Genomic DNA, 19,239 nt, shown 5'->3' with positions numbered 1-19,239 from the left:
GCTTGTGCCGGCCCGAAGAGATCATATACGATCCGTTCATGATGACGAGCGAGGGAGCTCCTGTGTCGAGCGACGAGCAGGCGTACGATCCGGCAGGCCACGGCCCGTCGGTCCGCCAGGATCCGCGGTTCGCCGGGCTCCCGTGCCGGCCGGGGAAGATCGTCGCCGTCCACCTCAGCTACGCCTCACGGGCCGACCAGCGCGGCCGCCGCCCGGAGGCACCGTCCTACTTCCTCAAGCCGTCCAGCTCCGTGGCGGCCACACAGGGCACGGTGGAGCGGCCGGCAGCGACGGAGCTGCTCGCCTTCGAGGGAGAGGTGGCGCTCGTCATCGGCAGGCCCGCCCGCCACGTCACCGAGGAGGACGCGTGGTCGTACGTGGGCTGGGTGACCGCCGCCAACGACCTGGGTCTCTACGACCTGCGCGCGAACGACAAGGGATCCAACGCGCGGTCCAAGGGCCGCGACGGCTACACCCCGGTCGGCCCCGAGCTCCTGGACGCGAGCATCATCGACCCGGCCGGGCTACGGGTCCGTACCTGGGTGAACGGGGAGCTCGCGCAGGAGGACACCACTGCAGGGCTCATCTTCTCCCTCCCGCAGATCGTCGCCGACCTCGCGCAGCACCTCACCCTGGAGACCGGTGACGTCATCCTCACCGGTACCCCGGCCGGCTCCTCGGTCCTCGCCCCCGGGGACGTGGTCGAGGTCGAGGTGGACGCCCCGACCGCCGAGGGTTCTCCCACCAGCGGTCGCCTCGTCACCACAGTGGTGCAGGGGGAGATCGGCTTCGACCCCGGACTGGGGTCCCTGCCCGCCGTCGACGACACGCAGCGGGCTGAGGCATGGGGCTCCCGGGAGGCAGCGGGGCTGCCGGGCGAGGACGCGGCGGCCGATGACGCCGCGGCCGACGACGCCGCGCAGGAGGGTGCCGCTCGCCCGGCCCTGGACCCCGAGGTGCGGGACAAGTTGCTCCGGGTGCCCGTCGCCGGGCTCTCGCAACAGCTGCGGCAGCGCGGCCTCGACAACGTCACCATCGACGGGGTCCGGCCGCTGCACCCCGGAGCCAAGCTCGTCGGGGTGGCCCGCACCCTACGTTTCGTGCCCAACCGCGAAGATCTCTTCCGCAGCCACGGAGGGGGCTACAACGCGCAGAAGCGTGCCTTCGACGCCGTCGGGGAGGGCGAGGTCATCGTCATCGAGGCCCGGGGCGAGTCCGGCTCCGGGACCCTCGGGGACATCCTCGCGATCCGGGCCCACGCCAACGGCGCCGCCGGCATCGTCACCGACGGCGGGGTGCGGGACCTGGACGCGGTAGCCGCGGTCGGCATCCCCGTCTACAGCTCGGGCGCCCATCCTGCGGTCCTGGGTCGTCGGCACGTGCCCTGGGACCACGACCTCACGATCGCCTGCGGCGGAACGACCGTCCAGCCCGGTGACGTCCTCGTGGGCGACGCCGACGGCGTCGTCGTCATTCCCCCGGGTCTGGTCCACGAGGTCGTCGACGCCGCGCTCGCCAAGGAGTCGGAGGACGCCTGGATCGCGGAGCGGGTCGCGGAGGGCCACCCGGTCGACGGGCTCTTCCCCATGAACGCCGAGTGGAGAGCGAGGTACGACGCATGGCGCCAGGAGCGCTGAGCAGCGCGGACGCCTCGTCCCTCAGCAAGTCTCAGCGGGCATACCACTGGATCAAGGAGCGCATCGCGAGCCAGGACTTCACACCTGGCTACCGCCTCGTGCTCGGCATGATCGCCGGTGAGCTCGACATGAGCGTCGTCCCCGTCCGCGAGGCGATCCGTCAGCTGGAGGCCGAAGGGCTGGTGACCTTCGAGCGCAACGTGGGTGCCCGGGTCTCGATGGTGGACGACTCGCAGTACCGCCACAGCATGCAGTCGCTGTCGATCCTGGAGGGGACGGCGACCGCACTCGCCGCTCGCCGCCTGAGCGCCGACGACCTTCGCACGGCCCGCAGCATCAACGACCTGATGATCGAGACGCTGGAGCACTTCGACCCGCGCGCTTTCACCCGCCTCAACCAGGAGTTCCACTCCACGCTCTACGGGCCGTGCCCGAACCCACGGCTGCTGGAGCTCGTCGAGGCCGAGTGGGCCCGGCTGGGCCACCTGCGCGACTCCACCTTCAGCTTCGTCCCCGGCCGCGCGCAGGAATCCGTGCACGAGCACGAGAACATCCTGCAGCTCATCGAGCGCGGCGCGCCGTTGGGCGAGATCGAGAAGGCTGCCCGGCGGCACCGGTCTGCCACCCTCGACGCCTACCTCATCCACGAGCACCCCGACGAGGCGCTGGGTCTCCCGGCGTTCTGACCCACCCAGGAGGAGCATGATGACCGACCCCACCCGCGGTCCCGTCACCGGGCACGTCCCCGCGGACCTGCCCGAGCGCATCCAGCACTACATCGACGGCGAGCTCGTCGACTCCCTCGACGGGGCGACCTTCGAGGTGCTGGACCCGGTGTCCAACCAGACCTACCTGCACGCGGCGTCCGGCTCGAGGGCGGACGTCGACCGCGCGGTCGCCGCCGCGCGCCGGGCCTTCACCGAGGGGCCCTGGCCGGGCATGCTGCCCCGGGAGCGCAGCCGGATCCTGCACCGGATCGCCGACATCGTGGAGTCGCGGGACGCCCGGCTGGCCGAGCTGGAGTCCTTCGACTCGGGGCTGCCGATCACCCAGGCCCTCGGCCAGGCCCGGCGCGCGGCGGAGAACTTCCGGTTCTTCGCCGACCTGGTGGTGGCGCAGGCGGACGACACCTACAAGGTGCCCGGGCGCCAGGTGAACTACGTCAACCGCAAGCCGATCGGCGTCGCCGGGCTCATCACCCCGTGGAACACGCCCTTCATGCTCGAGTCGTGGAAGCTCGGCCCGGCCCTGGCCACCGGCAACACCGTGGTGCTCAAGCCGGCCGAGTTCACCCCGCTGTCGGCCTCGCTGTGGGCCGAGATCTTCGAGGAGGCCGGCCTGCCGCAGGGGGTCTTCAACCTGGTGAACGGCCTGGGGGAGGAGGCCGGGGACGCCCTGGTCAAGCACCCGGACGTGCCGCTCATCTCCTTCACCGGGGAGAGCAGCACCGGGCAGCTCATCTTCGCCAACGCCGCGCCCTACCTCAAGGGCCTGTCGATGGAGCTGGGCGGCAAGTCGCCGGCCGTCGTCTTCGCCGACGCCGACCTGGACGCGGCCATCGACGCGACGATCTTCGGCGTCTTCTCCCTCAACGGGGAGCGGTGCACCGCGGGCAGCCGCATCCTCGTGCAGCGCGAGGTCTACGACGAGTTCGTCGAGCGGTATGCCGCGCAGGCGCAGCGCGTCGTGGTGGGGCACCCGCACGACGAGCGGACCGAGGTCGGGGCCCTCGTGCACCCCGAGCACCACGACAAGGTCATGGGCTACATCGAGCTGGGGAAGACCGAGGGCCGTCTGGTCGCCGGCGGCGGCCGGCCCGAGGGCTTCGAGACGGGCAACTTCGTCGCGCCGACGGTGTTCGCGGACGTGCCCCGGGACGCCCGGATCTTCCAGGAGGAGATCTTCGGGCCGGTCGTCGCGATCACCCCCTTCGACACCGAGGAGGAGGCGCTCGAGCTGGCCAACGGGGTGAAGTACGGGCTCGCCGCCTACATCTGGACCAACGACCTCCGGCGGGCGCACACCTTCGCGCAGAGCGTCGAGGCAGGCATGGTCTGGTTGAACTCCAACAACGTCCGCGACCTGCGCACCCCCTTCGGCGGCGTCAAGGCCTCCGGGCTGGGCCACGAGGGGGGCTATCGCTCCATCGACTTCTACACCGACCAGCAGGCCGTCCACATCACCCTGGGCGCGGCCCACCACCCCACCTTCGGCAAGCAGGACCCGGCGGGCCGCTGACCACCCGCCCCCGAGCAGCCGCCCCGACCACCCCGACCTCGCAAGGACGCGACATGAGCGACAGGCATACCGACAAGACCCTCACCTCCTCGGGCTACTACGTCTCCCAGGAGGCACCCATCCAGACCGACGACCCGGTGCCGACCCCGTCGGTGCCGGCCCCCGACATCCTGCGCTGCGCCTCCATGGAGATCGTCGTCACCGACCTGGCCGCGTCCCGCGACTTCTACGTGGACGTCCTCGGCCTGACCGTCACCGAGGAGGACGACTCCACCGTCTACCTGCGCTCGATCGAGGAGTTCATCCACCACAACCTCGTCCTGCGCCAGGGTCCGGTCGCCGCGGTGGCGGCGTTCTCCTACCGGGTGCGCTCCCCGGAGGACCTGGACAGGGCCGTCGCGTTCTACACCGAGCTCGGGTGCCGGGTCGAGCGGCGGGCCGAGGGCTTCACCCGGGGGGTCGGCGACTCCGTGCGCGTCACCGACCCGCTGGGCTTCCCCTACGAGTTCTTCCACGACGTCGAGCACGTCGAGCGGCTGGCGTGGCGCTACGACCTCTACACCCCCGGTGCCCTGGTGCGCCTGGACCACTTCAACCAGGTGACCCCCGACGTGCCGCGCGCCACGCGGTTCATGCAGGACCTCGGGTTCCGGGTCACCGAGGACATCCAGGACGACGCGGGCACGGTGTATGCCGCGTGGATGCGGCGCAAGCCGACCGTGCACGACACCGCGATGACCGGGGGCGACGGTCCGCGGATGCACCACGTCGCCTTCTCCACCCACGAGAAGCACAACATCCTGGCCATCTGCGACAAGCTCGGCGCGCTGCGCCGGTCGGACGCCATCGAGCGCGGTCCCGGCCGGCACGGCGTGTCCAACGCCTTCTACCTCTACCTGCGCGACCCGGACGGGCACCGGGTCGAGATCTACACCCAGGACTACTACACCGGCGACCCCGACAACCCCGTCATCACCTGGGACGTGCACGACAACCAGCGGCGCGACTGGTGGGGCAACCCGGTGGTGCCGTCCTGGTACACCGAGGCCTCCCTTGTGCTCGACCTGGACGGCAACCCGCAGCCGGTGGTGGCGAGGACGGACGACTCCGAGATGCAGGTGACCATCGGCGCGGACGGCTTCTCCTACACCCGCCGGGACGAGGACGAGGAGATGCCCGACTGGAAGAAGGGCGAGTACAAGCTGGGGCACCAGCTGTGACCGGGGAGGACCAGGGATGCTGACGCCCGAGCAGATCGCGACGATCGCCGAGGAGCTGGCCGAGGCCGACCGGACGCACTCGGTGGTCCCGCGGATCACCGCGCGCCACCCCGAGGCGACGGTCGAGGACTCCTACGCCATCCAGGGCGTCTGGCGGGACACGAACCTCGCCGCCGGCCGCCGGCTGGTGGGCCGCAAGATCGGCCTGACCTCCAAGGCGATGCAGCAGGCCACGGGGATCACCGAGCCGGACTACGGCGTCATGTTCGACGACACCGTCCACGCCTCCGGAGCTGAGATCCCGGTCGACCACTTCTCCAACGTCCGCATCGAGGTCGAGCTGGCGTTCGTCCTCGCCGAGCCGCTGACCGGGCCGGACTGCACCCTGGAGGACGCGCTGGCGGCGATCGACCACGCCGTCCCGGCGCTGGAGATCCTCAACTCCCACATCGAGCTCGAGGGCCGGACGATCGTGGACACGATCAGCGACAACGCGGCCTACGGGGCGATGGTGCTCGGCGACGTCCGCCGGCGCCCGGACGAGGTCGACCTGCGCTGGGTCCCCGGCGTGCTGTCCCGCAACGGCGAGGTCGAGGAGACCGGCGTCGCCGCGGGGGTCCTCGGCCATCCCGCCACGGGCGTGGCCTGGCTGGCCAACAAGGTCCACCAGCACGGGGACCGGCTCGAGGCCGGCGAGATCATCCTCGCGGGTTCCTTCACCCGCCCGGTGTGGGTCTCGAAGGGCGACACCATCCACTGCGACTACGCCGAGATGGGGACCATCACGTGCCACTTCGTCTGACCCCCACCCTCCGCGACGCGCTCGCGCGCGCCGACCGCCCGCTGGTGGGCGTGTGGGTCTGCTCGGGCTCGCCGCTCGTGGCCGAGATCGCCGCCGGCTCGGGCCTGGACTGGCTGCTCATCGACATGGAGCACGCTCCCAACGGGCTGGAGTCGGTCCTCGCGCAGCTGCAGGCGGTGGCGGCATACCCCGTCGTCGCTGTCGTCCGCGTCCCCTCCGCCGACCCCGTGGTCATCAAGCAGGTCCTGGACCTGGGGGCGCAGACCATCCTCGTCCCCATGGTCGAGAGCGCGCAGGAGGCCGCCGCGGCGGTGTCGGCCGTGCGCTACCCGCCGCAGGGACGCCGCGGTGTCGGGTCGGCCCTCGGGCGCTCGGCCCGGTGGAACCGGGTCGAGGGCTATCTGGGCGACGCCGACGACCACGTGTCGCTCTTCGTGCAGGTCGAGTCCGACGCCGCGGTCGCGGCGGCCGGCGAGATCGCGGCCGTCGACGGCGTCGACGGGGTCTTCGTGGGGCCGAGCGACCTCGCGGCGTCGATGGGCCTGCTGGGGCAGCAGACCCATCCGGACGTGCGGGCAGCCGTGCGGCGGACGTTCGAGGCCACGCGGGCGGCCGGCACCCCCGTCGGGGTGAACGCCTTCGACCCGGCCGTGGCGGACGACTACCTCGGGCAGGGTGCCGCCTTCGTCCTCGTGGGTGCCGACGTCGCGCTGCTCGCCCGCGGCTCGGAGGCGCTGGCCGCACGGTTCCTGCCCTCCGGCGGTGAGGACTCCCACCGATCCTGACGTGCCACCCCCGCGCCAGCACCTATAGTCGAGGGGTCCGGCGCCGTTGCGCGCCGGTGCTCGAAAAAGGAGCACGGAGCCGCGCTGGGCGCGCGAGACACATACGGCCTCGATCCCGTCATGTCTCTGCAGAGGAAGCTCGTATGCCCACCGTCTCCGCCCACGTCGCCCTCACCCTGGCCCGCCACGTCGACCACGTCTTCGGGGTCATGGGCAACGGCAACGCCCACGTCCTGGACGCCCTCGAGCGCTCGAGCGACGTGCAGTTCACCGCGGTCCGCCACGAGGCCGGGGGAGTGGTGGCGGCGGACGCCCACCACCGGGCCTGCGGGCGGATCGCTGCGGCCACGTCCACCTACGGCGCCGGGTTCACCAACACGCTCACCGCGCTCGCCGAGGCGGTGCAGGCCAAGGTGCCGCTGCTGCTCGTGGTGGGGGACGAGCCCACCTCCGGCCCGCGCCCCTGGGACGTCGACCAGATCGCCCTGGCGTCCGCGGTCGGCGCCCGCACCTACACGGTCGGGCGCACCGACGCCGCCGCCACGACCGTCATCGCCATCGAGCACGCCCTGACCTACCGGGTGCCGACCGTCCTGGCGGTGCCCTACGACGTGGCCCGGCTCGAGGTCGGACCGGTCCCGGAGGTGCCCGGGCCGCACGCCCCCTCGCCGATCGCCCCGACCGGGGAGTACGCCGAGGGCACCGTCGGGGAGATGGCCCGCGCACTGGGCGCGGCGCAGCGTCCGCTGCTGCTGGCCGGACGGGGCGCCTGGCTGGCGGACGCCGGCGGGGCGCTGGGCGAGCTGGCCGACGCGACCGGCGCGGTGACCGCCACCACCTCGCTGGGGCGCAGCATCTTCCCCCGGCCGGAGTACGACCTGGGGGTGGCCGGCGGCTGGGGTGCCGAGGGCGCGCTGGACCTCGTGCGCCAGGCCGACGTGGCGGTCGTCTTCGGCGCCTCGCTCAACCAGTTCACCATGCGCTTCGGCGAGCTGTTCGCGCCGGGCACCCGCCTCTTCCAGGTCGACGTCGCCCCGGCGGCGACGCATCCCCACGTGGGGGGCTACGTGCGGGGTGACGCGGCCCTCGTGGCGCGGGCGCTCACGGAACACCTCACCGGGGCAGGGCACGAACCGGGTCGCTGGCGCGAGTCCGTGCCCGTGCGTGACCTGTGCGCCTACCACCCGGGGGAGGACCTCGCGCCGGACGGTCGGCTGGACCCGCGGTCGGTGGCGGTCCGGATCGGCGAGCTGCTGCCGCAGGACCGGGTGGTCGTCTCCGACGGCGGGCACTTCATCGGGTGGGCCAACATGTACTGGCCGGTGGCCTCGCCGGACCGGATGATCATGGTGGGCACCGCCTTCCAGTCCATCGGTCTGGGCTGGCCCTCCGTGCTCGGCGCGGCCCTGGCCCGGCCCGGGTCGACGGTGGTGCTCACCACCGGTGACGGCGGCGGCCTCATGGCGCTGTCCGACCTGGAGTCGGCGGTGCGGGTCGCCGGGGGTTCGGGACTGGCCGTGGTCTGGAACGACGCCGCCTATGGCGCCGAGGTCAACCTCTACGGGCTGCAGGGCCTGGCGCTGCCGCCCATGCTCATCCCGCAGGTCGACTTCGCCGCCCTGGCCGGCGGCGTGGGCGCCGAGGGGGTGGTGGTGCGGACCCTGGCCGACCTCGACCGACTCGAGACCTGGGCCGCCGAGCCTGCGGAGGAGCGGCCCTTCCTCGTGCTGGACTGCCGGGTTTCCGGCGGGGTGGTCGCGCCCTACCAGGAGGAGATCATCCGGGTGAACAGCTGAGGCGGCACGAAGGGCCCGGCACCGTGCGGTGCCGGGCCCTCCGTCAGCGGATCAGACCGTGGTGCGCATCTGCTCCATCTGGGCGATCTGCGCCTCCTGGGTGACGATGAGATCCGTGCTGAACTGGCGCACGAACCCGTCCTCACCGTGGAGGTTGGCGTCGACGGCCATCCGGACCGCCCCCTCGTGGTGGGGGATCATGAGGTCGAGGAAGAGGGCGTCGAACTCGGCTCCCTCGGAGCCACGCAGGGCGCGCATCTCCTGGCGGGTCGCCATACCCATCTGCTCGACCATCTCCGGGTCCCGGATCATCTGCCGGTAGGCCGCCTTCTCGTCGGTGACCGGCAGGTCGTTGCGGGCCTGCCAGCCCTGCATCGCGTCGATCTCCAGGCCCTGCTCGACGAGGATGCGCGCGGCCAGGGCCTTGACCTCCGGGCTCTGCGCCCGGCTGGGGGCCATCCGGCTCATGAGGACCGCCTGGTGGTGGTGCGGCGCCATCATGTGCATGAACATCTCGTCCGCCTCGTTGACGCCGGCCACCTCGGCACGGCTCTGGGCGGTCATGCGATCGGCCTCCCCGGCGCTGAGAACCCGGGCTTCCTCGCCCGGGGACCCGGGCAGGATCACCGGGGCGCTCGCCGTGTCGCCCTGGACGCTCATGGACGGCGCCCGGCCGCGGTTGCGGCCCTCGGCGTACTGGTACTGCGTCTGCGCGTTGAGCACGTCGAAGGTGACCCGTCGGTCACCCTTGGTGCCGCGCACCCGCAGGACGTCCAGGCCCTGCTGGATGTCGCTGGAGTAGATGTGGCCGTTGTAGTAGTAGGCCGACCACGAGCCGCCGAGCGTCAGCACGTCGTCCGAGAGCGCGCCGCGGTCGAAGTAGCCGATCTCCTCGGGGGCCGAGGAGTCGGTGAAGTCGAAGACCGAGACCCCGCCCTGGTACCACGCCTGCACCATGACGTCGCCACCGACGACGGGCACCAAGGAGCCGTTGTGGGCCACGCAGTTCTCGGTGTCGCTCTGGGGCCGGGGGATCTTGTAGTAGCTGCGGAAGACCAGGTCGCGCGAGCTCCCCGCCCCGGCCACGTCGAAGATCGCGTTGGCGCCGCGGTTCGGGCCGACCTCCTCGTTGCAGGTCGCCGCCCCGCCGCCACCGAGCTCGTCGGTGAAGACGACCTTGGTGCCGTAGTTGTTGAAGGTCGCCGAGTGCCAGAACGCGAAGTTGCTGTCGCGCACCCGGTCGATGACCTGCGGGTCCACCGGGTCGGAGATGTCCATGAGGATGCCGTTGCCCATGCAGGCGCCGGCGGCCACGTCGCGGTCGGGGTATGCCGTGATGTCGTGGCACCCGCTCGTGCCGGGCGCGCCACCACCGGGGAAGAGCACCGGCTCGGCGACCACCGCGGCGGCCCCCGGGTCGTCCAGCGGCACCTCGACGATGGAGATGCTGTCGTGCGGGGGCTGGCAGTTGGGGAAGGCGGCGTTGGGGCCGTAGGAGGAGACGTAGAGGTAGACGCTCTCGCCGGCGTCGTCCGGCACGAGGGTGTGCGTGTGCGAGCCGCACTCGGTGGCGACGGTGCCGACGTAGTCGGGGTTGCGCAGGTTGCTGATGTCGAAGATGCGCATCCCCTCCCAGCCGTCCGGGTTCCCCGTGCTGGTCGACTCGCTGGTGCACGAGTCGTCGGTGCGGGCGTAGTCGACGGAGAAGAAGAGCAGCGAGCCGTCCTCGGTGACGGAGATGTCGCCCTGGCCACCGGGGCAGAGCACCTGGCTGACGATCTGCGGGTTCCTGGGCCGCGAGATGTCCCAGATGGTGAAGCCGTCGTAGTTGCCCTGGAAGGCGTAGTCGCCCCAGAACGCGATGTCGGAGTTGAAGCCCTGGTCCAGCGGGGACCGTTTCGGGGTGTTGTCGACGAGCGACATGTTGTCGCTCGTCTCGATGTCGTCGGGGTCGGCCTGGACCGCCCCGGGAAGGAACGCGACGCTCAGGGTCATCGCGAGGGCTGCCGCCGCTACGGTGCGTAGCAGGCGTCGTGCCCGGTTCGTGGTGTCGACCATGACAACCCACCTCCAGTGGAGCTCGGGGACTCCTCGACAGTAGGCGCGGGCGGACCGCGGACGGCGGGTCGATACCCAAAGATGGGCAAACCTTTACCGCTCCCAGAGGATGGCCGACGCGCGCCGGGTGGCGCGTCCCGGCGTCGCGGGTGGCTGCGCGAGTGCACCGGTTGTGTCGTGAGAACGGCCGACAAGGCGACATGACCGCTGCAGTCGCGCGCCGTTCAGACCAGCTCCCTGCAAGCCCGAGATCGCCGGCCGAGGCTGAGGGGTCACGCGGTCATGCACCTGGGTGCCGTCGGCTGTAGGGCCGGCCGGTCATGCCCGGCTCGCCTCAGCCAGCAGCTCGAGGACGTGCCGGTAGGGCTGCCCGGTGGCCCGGGTCATCCCGATCTCGCAGGTGCGGTTGGAGGAGACGAAGCCGGGCTCGCCAGCAGGGGTGAGGGCAGTGCTCGGGGAGGCGTTCTCGGCACGGGGAGGCGTCACCCGCGCGACGATCCCCGCGACCTCGGCGGCCTCGGCGGCGGTGGCCGAGGCGGTGAGCTCGGGGTGCAGCAGGCCGCGGTCCCCGGCGAAGGCGCAGCACCCCCAGGAGATGGGCACCACGACGTCGGTCGCGACCGCCTCGGCCAGTGCCACCAGGGCCTCGGTGCTGCCCGCCCGCTGGGAAGAGCAGGTCGGGTGCACCACGAGGGTGCGGTCGGTGCGGCGCACGTCGAGGCGGGGGAGCACCGTGTCCCGGACGAAGTCCACGGCGTCCACGACCCGCAGGTCCGGGGCGCGCTCGGCCAGCATCATCTCCAGCCCCTCCACGCACGAGGACGCCTCGACCACCACCGGGAGCCGGCCGCCCTCGGTCGCCTCGCGCAGGGCGGGGACCACCCGGTCGGCCATGACGGCATACCCGCTGCTCATGCCCTTGGACTTCCAGGGCGTGCCGCAGCAGAGCCCGCCGATCCCGGCAGGGGTGCGCAGCGGGACGTCGGCCCGCACGCACAGCTCGACGAGTGCCCCGGTCGCCCCGGACCCGAGGTCGCCGGTGTGCCCGCCGGGCTCGGTGCCGAACATCTCGCCGATGCACGTGCTGAAGAGCACCGCGACGGGGGAGCCGGTCGCCAGCTCGCGTCTCCTGCTTCCACCACCGGGCAGGCGGGCGTCGTAGAGCGGCAGGGCGTCGGCGCCGGCGACCGCGCGCACCAGCCGGGTGGCGGTCACCGGCACGCCGGAGGGCACCAGCCGGGCCGCGCTCAGCGCCAGCCCGCCCAGGGGTGCCACCGTGCCCCAGGCCCGGGCGGCGCCGGCCCAGGCGGTCTGCGCCGTGCGGGTGGCGGACTCCCGCCGCAGCCGACGGGTCAGGGCGCCGGTGTCGATGCGGACCGGGCAGGCGCTCTGGCACATCCCGTCGACGGCGCACGTCTGGGTGCCGTCGTAGTCGTAGTCGCGCTCGAGGGAGTCGGCGAGCGCGTGGTCGCCGGCGGCGCGCGCGGTCTGGATGTCGCGGCGCACCACGATCCGCTGGCGCGGGGTGAGGGTGAGGTCCTTGGACGGGCAGACCGGCTCGCAGTAGCCGCACTCCACGCAGCGGTCGACCTCCTCCTCCACCGGCGGGGAGGGCTTGAGGTCCTGCAGGTATGACGTGGGCTCGTCGGAGAGCACCGCCGCCGGGTTGAGCAGTCCTCGGGGGTCGAGGAGCCGCTTGATCTCCCACATCACCGCGTAGAGCTCGTCGCCGTACTGGCGCCGGACGAAGGGCGCCATGATGCGGCCGGTCCCGTGCTCGGCCTTGAGCGAGCCACCCTGCCCCAGGACCAGGTCGACCAGGTCCTCGGTGAAGTCGGCGTAGCGGCGCATCGAGCCCGCGTCGTCGAAGCGCTCGTTGAGCAGGAAGTGGACGTTGCCGTCGCGGGCGTGCCCGAAGATGACCGAGCTCTCGTAGCGGTGCTTGGCGAAGAGCTCGGTGAGCGCGACGCAGGTCTCCCCGAGCACGTCGACGCCGACGACGACATCCTCGAGCAGGGCGTTGGTGCCGGCGGGGCGGGCCTCGGCGACCGCCGAGAACAGGCCCTTGCGCACCGTCCACAGCGCGGCCCGCTCCCGGGCGTCGCGGGTGAGCCGGGCCGGCGTCGTGAGCGGCAGCCGGTCCAGGGTCGCGGCGGCCGACCCGACCGCGGCGTCCAGCTCTGCCGGGCTGTCACCCTGCCACTCCACGAGGAGCGCGGCGTGCTGCTCCACGTCGAGGTCGGCGATGCGGGGCGGGCAGCGGGGGTCCTGCTGGGCCACCCGCAGGGAGGCGGCGTCGAGCAACTCGGCCGTGGCGACACCGGTCCCGGCGAGCTCGGGCACCGCGCCGGTGGCCGCGCCGATGGTGTCGAGGACGAGGAGCCCGGTCGCCACCTCGGGGTGGACAGGGACGGTCGCCAGCACGGCCGAGGCGACGAAGCCGAGCGTGCCTTCGCTGCCGATGAGCAGGTGCACGAGCATGTCGAGCGGGCTCTCGAAGTCGAGGAGGGCGTTGATGCCGTAGCCCATGGTGTTCTTCATCGAGAACAGCCGCCGGATCGTCGCCACCGAGTCCGGGTCGCCCAGCACGCGCCGGCGCAGGGCGAGCAGCCCCGCCACGAGCTCGGGCTCGCGGGCGGCCAGCTCGGCCTCGGCGTCCGGGGCGGCCGAGTCGACGACCGTGCCCGAGGGCAGCACGACGGTCAGGGACTCCAGGGTGGCGTAGGTGTTGAGCTGGGTGCCGCAGTGCATCCCGCTGGAGTTGTTGGCGATGACGCCGCCCAGCGTGCACGCGCCCTCGCTGGCCGGGTCGGGCCCGAGCTTGCGGTGGTAGGGCGCGAGCCGGGCGTTCACCGCCCGGACCGTCACGCCGGGCTGGACCCGGACCCGGGCGCCGCCGTCCAGCACCTCGACGTCGGTGAAGTGCCGGCGGGTGTCGACCAGGACCGCGTCGGTGACCCCCTGCCCGGACAGGCTGGTGCCGCCGGAGCGGAAGGTGACCGGCGCGCCGACCTCGTCGCAGGCCGCCATGACCGCCGCCACCTGGTCGGCCGAGGTGGGGCGGACCAGCAGCTCCGGGGTGAGCAGGTAGTGCGACGCGTCGTGCGCCAGCGCGTGCAGGTCCAGCGGTCGCCGGCTGACCGCGCTCCTGCCGAGCTGCTCGCCCAGCGAGGTCTCGAGGTGGCTCCAGGGGATCTCGAGGGTCGTCGGCGGCACGCCGGCCAGCCTAGTGCGGACGGGCGTGCCGCAGTCGACGGCTCACACGCTGCGCAGGAAGTCCAGGTGCCGCTCGTAGGCGTCCAGGCAGTCGTGGATGACCTGCTGACGGGTGTAGCCCATGACGTCGTAGTCCTGCCCGCCGTCGGCGAGGTGCACCTCGAGCCGGGCGTAGCGGTCGCGGTTGCCGATCATCCGCCCGCCGTAGGTCGGGACGGGGTGCAGGGACACCTTGACCCGGTAGACGAAGGGGTGCTCGTCGTCGGAGGTCCGCAGCTCGACGAACCTGCCACCCTCGGCGTCCTGGTCGTCCGGCTGGGCGGTGCCACGGTCGGTGGACGCCTCGACGCCGCGGGTGCGCAGCTCCTCGGCGACGTCGGTGAGCGCCGGGTCCACGACGCTCTCCAGGTATGCCTCGGCGTCCTCGGTGTCGACGAAGTTCGTCGCTCGGGCCACGCGCGCCTTCCAGGTCTCCCGGTCGCTCTTGCCGTCACCCACGGCATACAGGACGGCGTGGGTGCCGTTGCCGGACTCGACCCGGCGCAGCTCGGTGCGCAGGGCGGTGAACAGCCCCCACATGACGAGCACGAGGACGACCGCGAAGGGCAGCCCCATGATGACGGTGGCGTACTGGAGCGCGTAGATGCCGCCGACCGAGAGCACCGCGATGGTGAGCAGGCCGGTGGTCGCCGCCCAGACGATCCGCAGCCACGGCGCGCAGTCCTCCTGGACCTCCCGCAGCTGGGAGCACAGGTTGCCCATGACCAGGGCGCCGGAGTCGGCGGAGGTGACGTAGAACAGCAGCCCGACGGCCGTCGCGAGGAGCACGAGCAGCCCGGCGGCCGGGTAGTCCTGGAGGAGCATGAAGAAGCCCCGGCCGTCGTACTCCTGCGCGGCGGCCGCGAAGTCGGCGTCGCCGCCGCGCACCCGCGTCAGTGCCGCGTTGCCGAAGATCGAGACCCACATGACGATGTAGGCGAACGGGATGACCATCGTCCCCGCGACGAACTGCCGGATGGTCCGGCCCCGCGAGATGCGGGCGAGGAAGAGCCCGACGAAGGACGCCCAGGCCACCCACCAGGCCCAGAAGAAGAGGGTCCACAGGTTCATCCACTCGTTGGCCCCGTCGTAGGCCATGGTGTCCATCGTCATGGTGGGGAAGCGCGAGACGAAGTCACCGACGTTCATCACCACGCCCTCGATGAGCAGCTGGGTGCGGCCGGTGACCAGGACCCAGGCCGCGAGGCCCAGGGCGAGGACGACGTTGAGCTGGGAGAGGAAGCGGATGCCCTTGTCGACGCCGGTGGTCGCCGAGACCGCGGCGATGGTGATGGCCAGGACGACGAGGCCGATCTGGGCGGCCAGGCCCTGCTGTATGCCGAACAGCTCGCCCAGGCCGAAGTTGAGGAAGACCACGCCGATCCCGAGGCTGGTGGCCACCCCGAAGATGGTGCCCAGCACGGCGGCGGTGTCGACGGCGTGCCCGATCGGGCCCTCGATGCGCCGGCCGAAGACCGGGGCCAGGGCCGAGCGGACGGCCAGTGGCAGGTTGAGCCGGTAGGCGAAGAAGGCCAGCGCCATCCCCATGAGCGCGTACATGCCCCAGCCGGTGATGCCGTAGTGGAACAGCGTCCACACCGTGGCCTCCCGGGCGGCCTGCACGGTCTCACCCTCGATGACCGGCGGGGAGATGTACTGGCTCACCGGCTCGACGACGGAGAAGAACATGACGTCGGTGCCGATGCCGGCGGCGAAGAGCATCGAGGCCCAGGCGAAGGTGGAGAACTCGGGCCGGGAGTGCGCCGGGCCGAGGCGCAGGGTGCCGTAGCGGGAGATCCCGAGGTAGAGGACGAAGACGAGGATGGCGGTGCCGAGGGCGATGTAGAACCACCCGAAGGCGCCGCCGACCCACTCGGTGGCGGAGAAGATGATGTCGTAGGCCCGGTCCGGCATGGCGATGGCCCAGATCGCGAAGATGAGGACGCCGACGAGCGAGGAGACGAAGACGGGCATGCGCACCGGTGGGGAGCCGGGCGGTCCGGAGCGCGGGGTCGGGGTGGGGGTGCTCTGCTCGGTGGTGGCGCTCAACACGGGTTCCTCTCGCTGGTGGACCCGGCCTCCCGTCGGAGCCGCTCGGCCGATGGCGGGTCCTGCATCGCGTCCCACGCGTCGTTGCGCGGGTCGCCCGGCGGGTACAGGGGCTGCCCGGTGCCGTGGCGGTACCACGGGGCCTCGGACGCGGGCAGCGGGGTGTTGCCGGCGATGAGGTCGGCGGCCTTCTCGGCGACCATCATCACGGGGGCGTAGATGTTGCCGTTGGTGACGAAGGGGAAGACGGAGGCGTCCACGACCGACAGGCCCTCGGTGCCGTGCACCCGCATCGAGGTGGGGTCGACGACCGCCTGCCCGTCCTCGGCGCCGCCCATCTTGGCCGTGCACGAGGGGTGCAGCGCGGTCTCGGCGTCGCCGCGCACCCACTCCAGGATCTCCTCGTCGGTCTCGACCTCGGGTCCGGGGGAGATCTCACCACCGCTGAACGGCGCGAACGCGGGCTGGCCGAGGATGTCTCGCGCGGCCCGGACCACCTCGACCCACTCGCGCCGGTCGGTGTCGGTCGAGAGGTAGTTGAACAGGATCGAGGGGCGCTGCGCCGGGTCGGCGGAGCGGATGTGCACGTGGCCGCGGGTGTCGGCATACATCGGGCCGATGTGCACCTGGTAGCCGTGGATGCCGTGCTCGGTCTCGGCAGGCTTGCTGCCGTCGTAGCGGATGGCGATCGGCAGGAAGTGGAACATGAGGTTGGGCCACTCGACCTGGTCGTTGGAGCGGATGAACCCGCCGGCCTCGAAGTGGTTGCTGGCGCCGACCCCGCGGCGCGCGAAGAGCCACTCGGCGCCGATCCGGGGCTTGTGGTGGTGAGCCAGCCAGGGCGCGATGGAGACGGGCTGGGTGGAGGAGTGCTGGAGGTAGACCTCGAGGTGGTCCTGGAGGTTGGACCCGACACCGGGCAGGTCGACCCGCGTCTGCACCCCGGCGGCCCCCAGCACCTCGGGGTCGCCGATCCCGGCCAGCTGCAGCAGCTGCGGGGTGGCGAAGGCGCCCCCGCAGAGGATGACCTCGCCGGCCTCGACGCTGCGGCGCAGCCGCCCGCCGCGCACGTAGTCCACGCCCGTGCACCGGGTCCCCTGCATCCGCAGGCCGGTCACCGTCGCGAGCGTCTCGATGCGCAGGTTCCGCCGGTGCTCCACGGGATGCAGGTAGGCCCTGGCGGCCGACAGCCGGCGGCCGCGGTGGACGTTGCGGTCGAACTTGGCGAAGCCCTCCTGGCGGTAGCCGTTGACGTCGTCGGTCAGCGGGTAGCCCGCCTCCTGGGTCGCCTCGAAGAACGCGCCGAAGAGCGGCGAGCTGGCCGGTCCGCGCTCCAGCACGAGCGGGCCCGAGCCGCCGCGCCAGGCGTCGGCACCGGTGCTCCCGTCCTCCAGCAGCACGGTCTCCATCCGCTTGAAGTAGGGCAGGCAGTGGGCGTAGTCCCAGTCCTGCATCCCGGGCTCGGCGGCCCAGCGCTCGAAGTCCATAGGGTTGCCGCGCTGGAAGATCATCCCGTTGATCGAGCTGGAGCCGCCGAGGACCTTGCCGCGGGCGTGGTAGATCCGGCGCCCGCCCATCGCGGGCTCGGGGTCGGACTCGTACTTCCAGTCGTAGAAGCGGCTGCCGATGGGGAAGGGCAGGGCGGCCGGCATGTGGATGAAGGGGTCGAAGCGGAAGTCGTTGCGTCCCGCCTCGAGGACGAGGACCCGCGTCGAGGGGTCGCTGCTGAGCCGGTTGCCCAGGGCGGACCCGGCGGAGCCGCCGCCGACGATGACGTAGTCGTAGCGTTCAGGCATCGGTGGCCTCCGTGGGGGTGCTGGGGTCGGTGCCGGCGTGGTCGGCGAACCAGCCGGCCGGTGCCGGGCGGGTGTTGTGCCAGATGTGCTTGGTCTCGCGGTACTCCTCCAGGCCCGCCCGCCCCAGCTCGCGCCCGATGCCGGACTGCTTGTAGCCGCCCCACTCCGCCCCCGGGACGTAGGGGTGGTAGTCGTTGATCCAGATGGTCCCGTGCCGCAGCCGGCCGGCCACCCGCTCCGCGCGCCCGGCGTTCTGCGTCCACACCGCCCCGGCGAGCCCGTAGATCGTGTCGTTGGCGATGGCCACCGCGGCGTCCTCGGCCGAGTCCGGGTCCGGCCCGGAGAACGTCTCGACGGTGAGGACCGGGCCGAAGGACTCGTCGTGCACGCAGCGCATGTCCTGCGCGCAGCCGTCCAGGACGGTGGGGGAGAAGAACCAGCCGTCGGCCAGGGCCGGCTCGTCCGGCGGGCCGCCGCCGCACCGCAGCACGGCACCGTCCTCGACCGCCTCGGCGACGTAGCGGGCGACCTTGTCGCGGTGCGCCTCGCTGATGAGCGGCCCGGCCTCCGCGTCCTCGTCGAAGGGTCCGCCGAGGCGGATCCGCCGCGCCCGCTCGACCAGGGTGTCGACGACCTCGTCGTGCACCGACTCCTCGACGATGAGCCGGGCCCCGGCGCTGCAGACCTGGCCGGAGTCGAGGAAGATCGCGGTGAGCGCGTTGTCGATGGCGGCCGGGAGGTCGGCGTCGGCGAAGACCACGTTGGGGTTCTTGCCGCCCAGCTCGAGGGCGACCCGCTTCACCGTCGCCGCGGCGGCGGCCATGATGGTCCGCCCGGTCTCGACGCCGCCGGTGAAGGAGACGAGGTCGACCGCGTCGTGCGTGGTCATGGTCGGACCGACGGTGGCGCCGGAGCCGAGGACGAGGTTGGCGACGCCGTCCGGCAGGCCGGCGTCGGTGAGCGCGTGCATGAGCCAGACCGAGGTGTGCGGGGTCAGCTCGCTGGGCTTGAGGACGAAGGTGTTGCCGGCCGCCAGCGCCGGGGCGACCTTCCAGCTGGTCTGCAGCAGCGGGAAGTTCCACGGGGTGATGAGGCTGCAGACCCCGACCGGCTCGTGGACCACCTTGCTGGCGACGTCCGGCATACCGGTGTCGACGACCCGGCCCGCCTCGCTCGCGGCGAGATCGGCGAAGTGCCGGAAGACGGCCTCGATGTCGTCGACGTCGATCTGGGACTCGACGAAGCGCTTGCCGGTGTCCCGCGACTCCAGGCGGGCGACCTCGTCGCGGTCGGCGGCGAGCCGGTCGGCGACCCGGCGCAGCAGCGCGGCCCGCTCCGGTGCCGGGGTGTGCGGCCACCCGCCCTCGTCGAAGGCGCGACGGGCGGCCAGGACGGCCGCCTCGGCGTCGTCCGCGGTCGCCTCGGCGACCACTCCGACCTCGGTCTGGTCGGCCGGGCAGAGGATCGTCCGCGTCCCCCCGTCCGAGGCGTCGCGCCAGGTGCCGTCGATCAGGAGTTGGCTCATCGCCCATAGATACCAGGAAACCGGCCCCCCGTCGACATACCGACCGGGCGGGGGGTGCGGCTTGGCCGTGCGTCCGCG

At 72.3% G+C, this 19,239-nt stretch carries 12 protein-coding genes; 7 read left to right on the top strand and 5 right to left on the bottom strand.

Annotated features, from left to right (window positions below):
- Nucleotides 1-38: 38 nt before the first annotated feature.
- The 7 genes from Q0967_RS04485 to Q0967_RS04455 all read left to right on the top strand — a co-directional run bounded on the left by Q0967_RS04485 (nucleotide 39) and on the right by Q0967_RS04455 (nucleotide 8,478).
- Nucleotides 39-1,637 carry a fumarylacetoacetate hydrolase family protein gene (locus Q0967_RS04485; RefSeq protein ID WP_298746259.1) on the top strand — a complete coding sequence of 533 codons (1,599 nt, stop codon included), beginning with the start codon at nucleotides 39-41 and terminating at the stop codon, nucleotides 1,635-1,637.
- Complete coding sequence (locus Q0967_RS04480) at nucleotides 1,619-2,323, top strand: GntR family transcriptional regulator (RefSeq protein ID WP_298746260.1); 705 nt, start codon at nucleotides 1,619-1,621, stop codon at nucleotides 2,321-2,323. The genes Q0967_RS04485 and Q0967_RS04480 overlap by 19 nt, the downstream gene beginning before the upstream one ends.
- A 19-nt stretch (nucleotides 2,324-2,342) precedes the next feature.
- The gene (gene hpaE / locus Q0967_RS04475; protein ID WP_298746262.1) at nucleotides 2,343-3,875 is read left to right on the top strand and encodes a 5-carboxymethyl-2-hydroxymuconate semialdehyde dehydrogenase; all 1,533 of its coding nucleotides are present in this window, start codon (nucleotides 2,343-2,345) and stop codon (nucleotides 3,873-3,875) included.
- Between the two features lie 53 nt (nucleotides 3,876-3,928).
- On the top strand, nucleotides 3,929-5,095 hold the full coding sequence (gene hpaD / locus Q0967_RS04470) for a 3,4-dihydroxyphenylacetate 2,3-dioxygenase (protein ID WP_298746264.1): 1,167 nt from the start codon (nucleotides 3,929-3,931) through the stop codon (nucleotides 5,093-5,095).
- Nucleotides 5,096-5,111: 16 nt separating this feature from the next.
- Nucleotides 5,112-5,897 (top strand): fumarylacetoacetate hydrolase family protein, encoded by a 786-nt coding sequence (locus Q0967_RS04465; protein ID WP_298746266.1) that lies wholly within the window; start codon nucleotides 5,112-5,114, stop codon nucleotides 5,895-5,897.
- A complete protein-coding gene (locus tag Q0967_RS04460; protein ID WP_298746268.1) occupies nucleotides 5,882-6,682 on the top strand; it encodes an aldolase/citrate lyase family protein in 801 nt (266 codons plus the stop codon). Before Q0967_RS04465 ends, Q0967_RS04460 begins: the two co-directional genes overlap by 16 nt.
- A gap of 143 nt (nucleotides 6,683-6,825) precedes the next feature.
- Nucleotides 6,826-8,478: a thiamine pyrophosphate-binding protein gene (locus tag Q0967_RS04455; RefSeq protein WP_298746270.1), complete on the top strand. Its 1,653-nt coding sequence runs from the start codon at nucleotides 6,826-6,828 to the stop codon at nucleotides 8,476-8,478.
- Between the two features lie 51 nt (nucleotides 8,479-8,529).
- Here Q0967_RS04455 and Q0967_RS04450 read toward each other — a convergent pair whose 3' ends face one another.
- From Q0967_RS04450 to Q0967_RS04430, 5 genes are all read right to left on the bottom strand, one after another.
- Complete coding sequence (locus Q0967_RS04450) at nucleotides 8,530-10,536, bottom strand: DUF305 domain-containing protein (protein ID WP_298746272.1); 2,007 nt, start codon at nucleotides 10,534-10,536, stop codon at nucleotides 8,530-8,532.
- 318 nt (nucleotides 10,537-10,854) lie between these two features.
- On the bottom strand, nucleotides 10,855-13,752 hold the full coding sequence (locus Q0967_RS04445; RefSeq protein WP_298746274.1) for an FAD-binding and (Fe-S)-binding domain-containing protein: 2,898 nt from the start codon (nucleotides 13,750-13,752) through the stop codon (nucleotides 10,855-10,857).
- A 42-nt stretch (nucleotides 13,753-13,794) separates the two neighbouring features.
- The gene (betT, locus tag Q0967_RS04440) at nucleotides 13,795-15,843 is read right to left on the bottom strand and encodes a choline BCCT transporter BetT (RefSeq protein WP_367181609.1); all 2,049 of its coding nucleotides are present in this window, start codon (nucleotides 15,841-15,843) and stop codon (nucleotides 13,795-13,797) included.
- Entirely contained in the window at nucleotides 15,837-17,636 is a 1,800-nt protein-coding gene (gene betA / locus Q0967_RS04435) for a choline dehydrogenase (RefSeq protein WP_298746278.1), read from the bottom strand. Before betA ends, betT begins: the two co-directional genes overlap by 7 nt.
- Nucleotides 17,629-19,161, bottom strand: coding sequence for an aldehyde dehydrogenase family protein (locus Q0967_RS04430; RefSeq protein ID WP_298746280.1), 1,533 nt, complete (start codon nucleotides 19,159-19,161; stop codon nucleotides 17,629-17,631). The genes betA and Q0967_RS04430 overlap by 8 nt, the downstream gene beginning before the upstream one ends.
- Between the last annotated feature and the right edge of the window lie 78 nt (nucleotides 19,162-19,239).

Source organism: uncultured Serinicoccus sp., assembly GCF_947500995.1.
Taxonomy (GTDB): Bacteria; Actinomycetota; Actinomycetes; order Actinomycetales; family Dermatophilaceae; genus Ornithinicoccus.
Note: the sequence above shows the minus strand (reverse complement) of the source record. Positions and strands in the feature narration are given on the sequence as shown.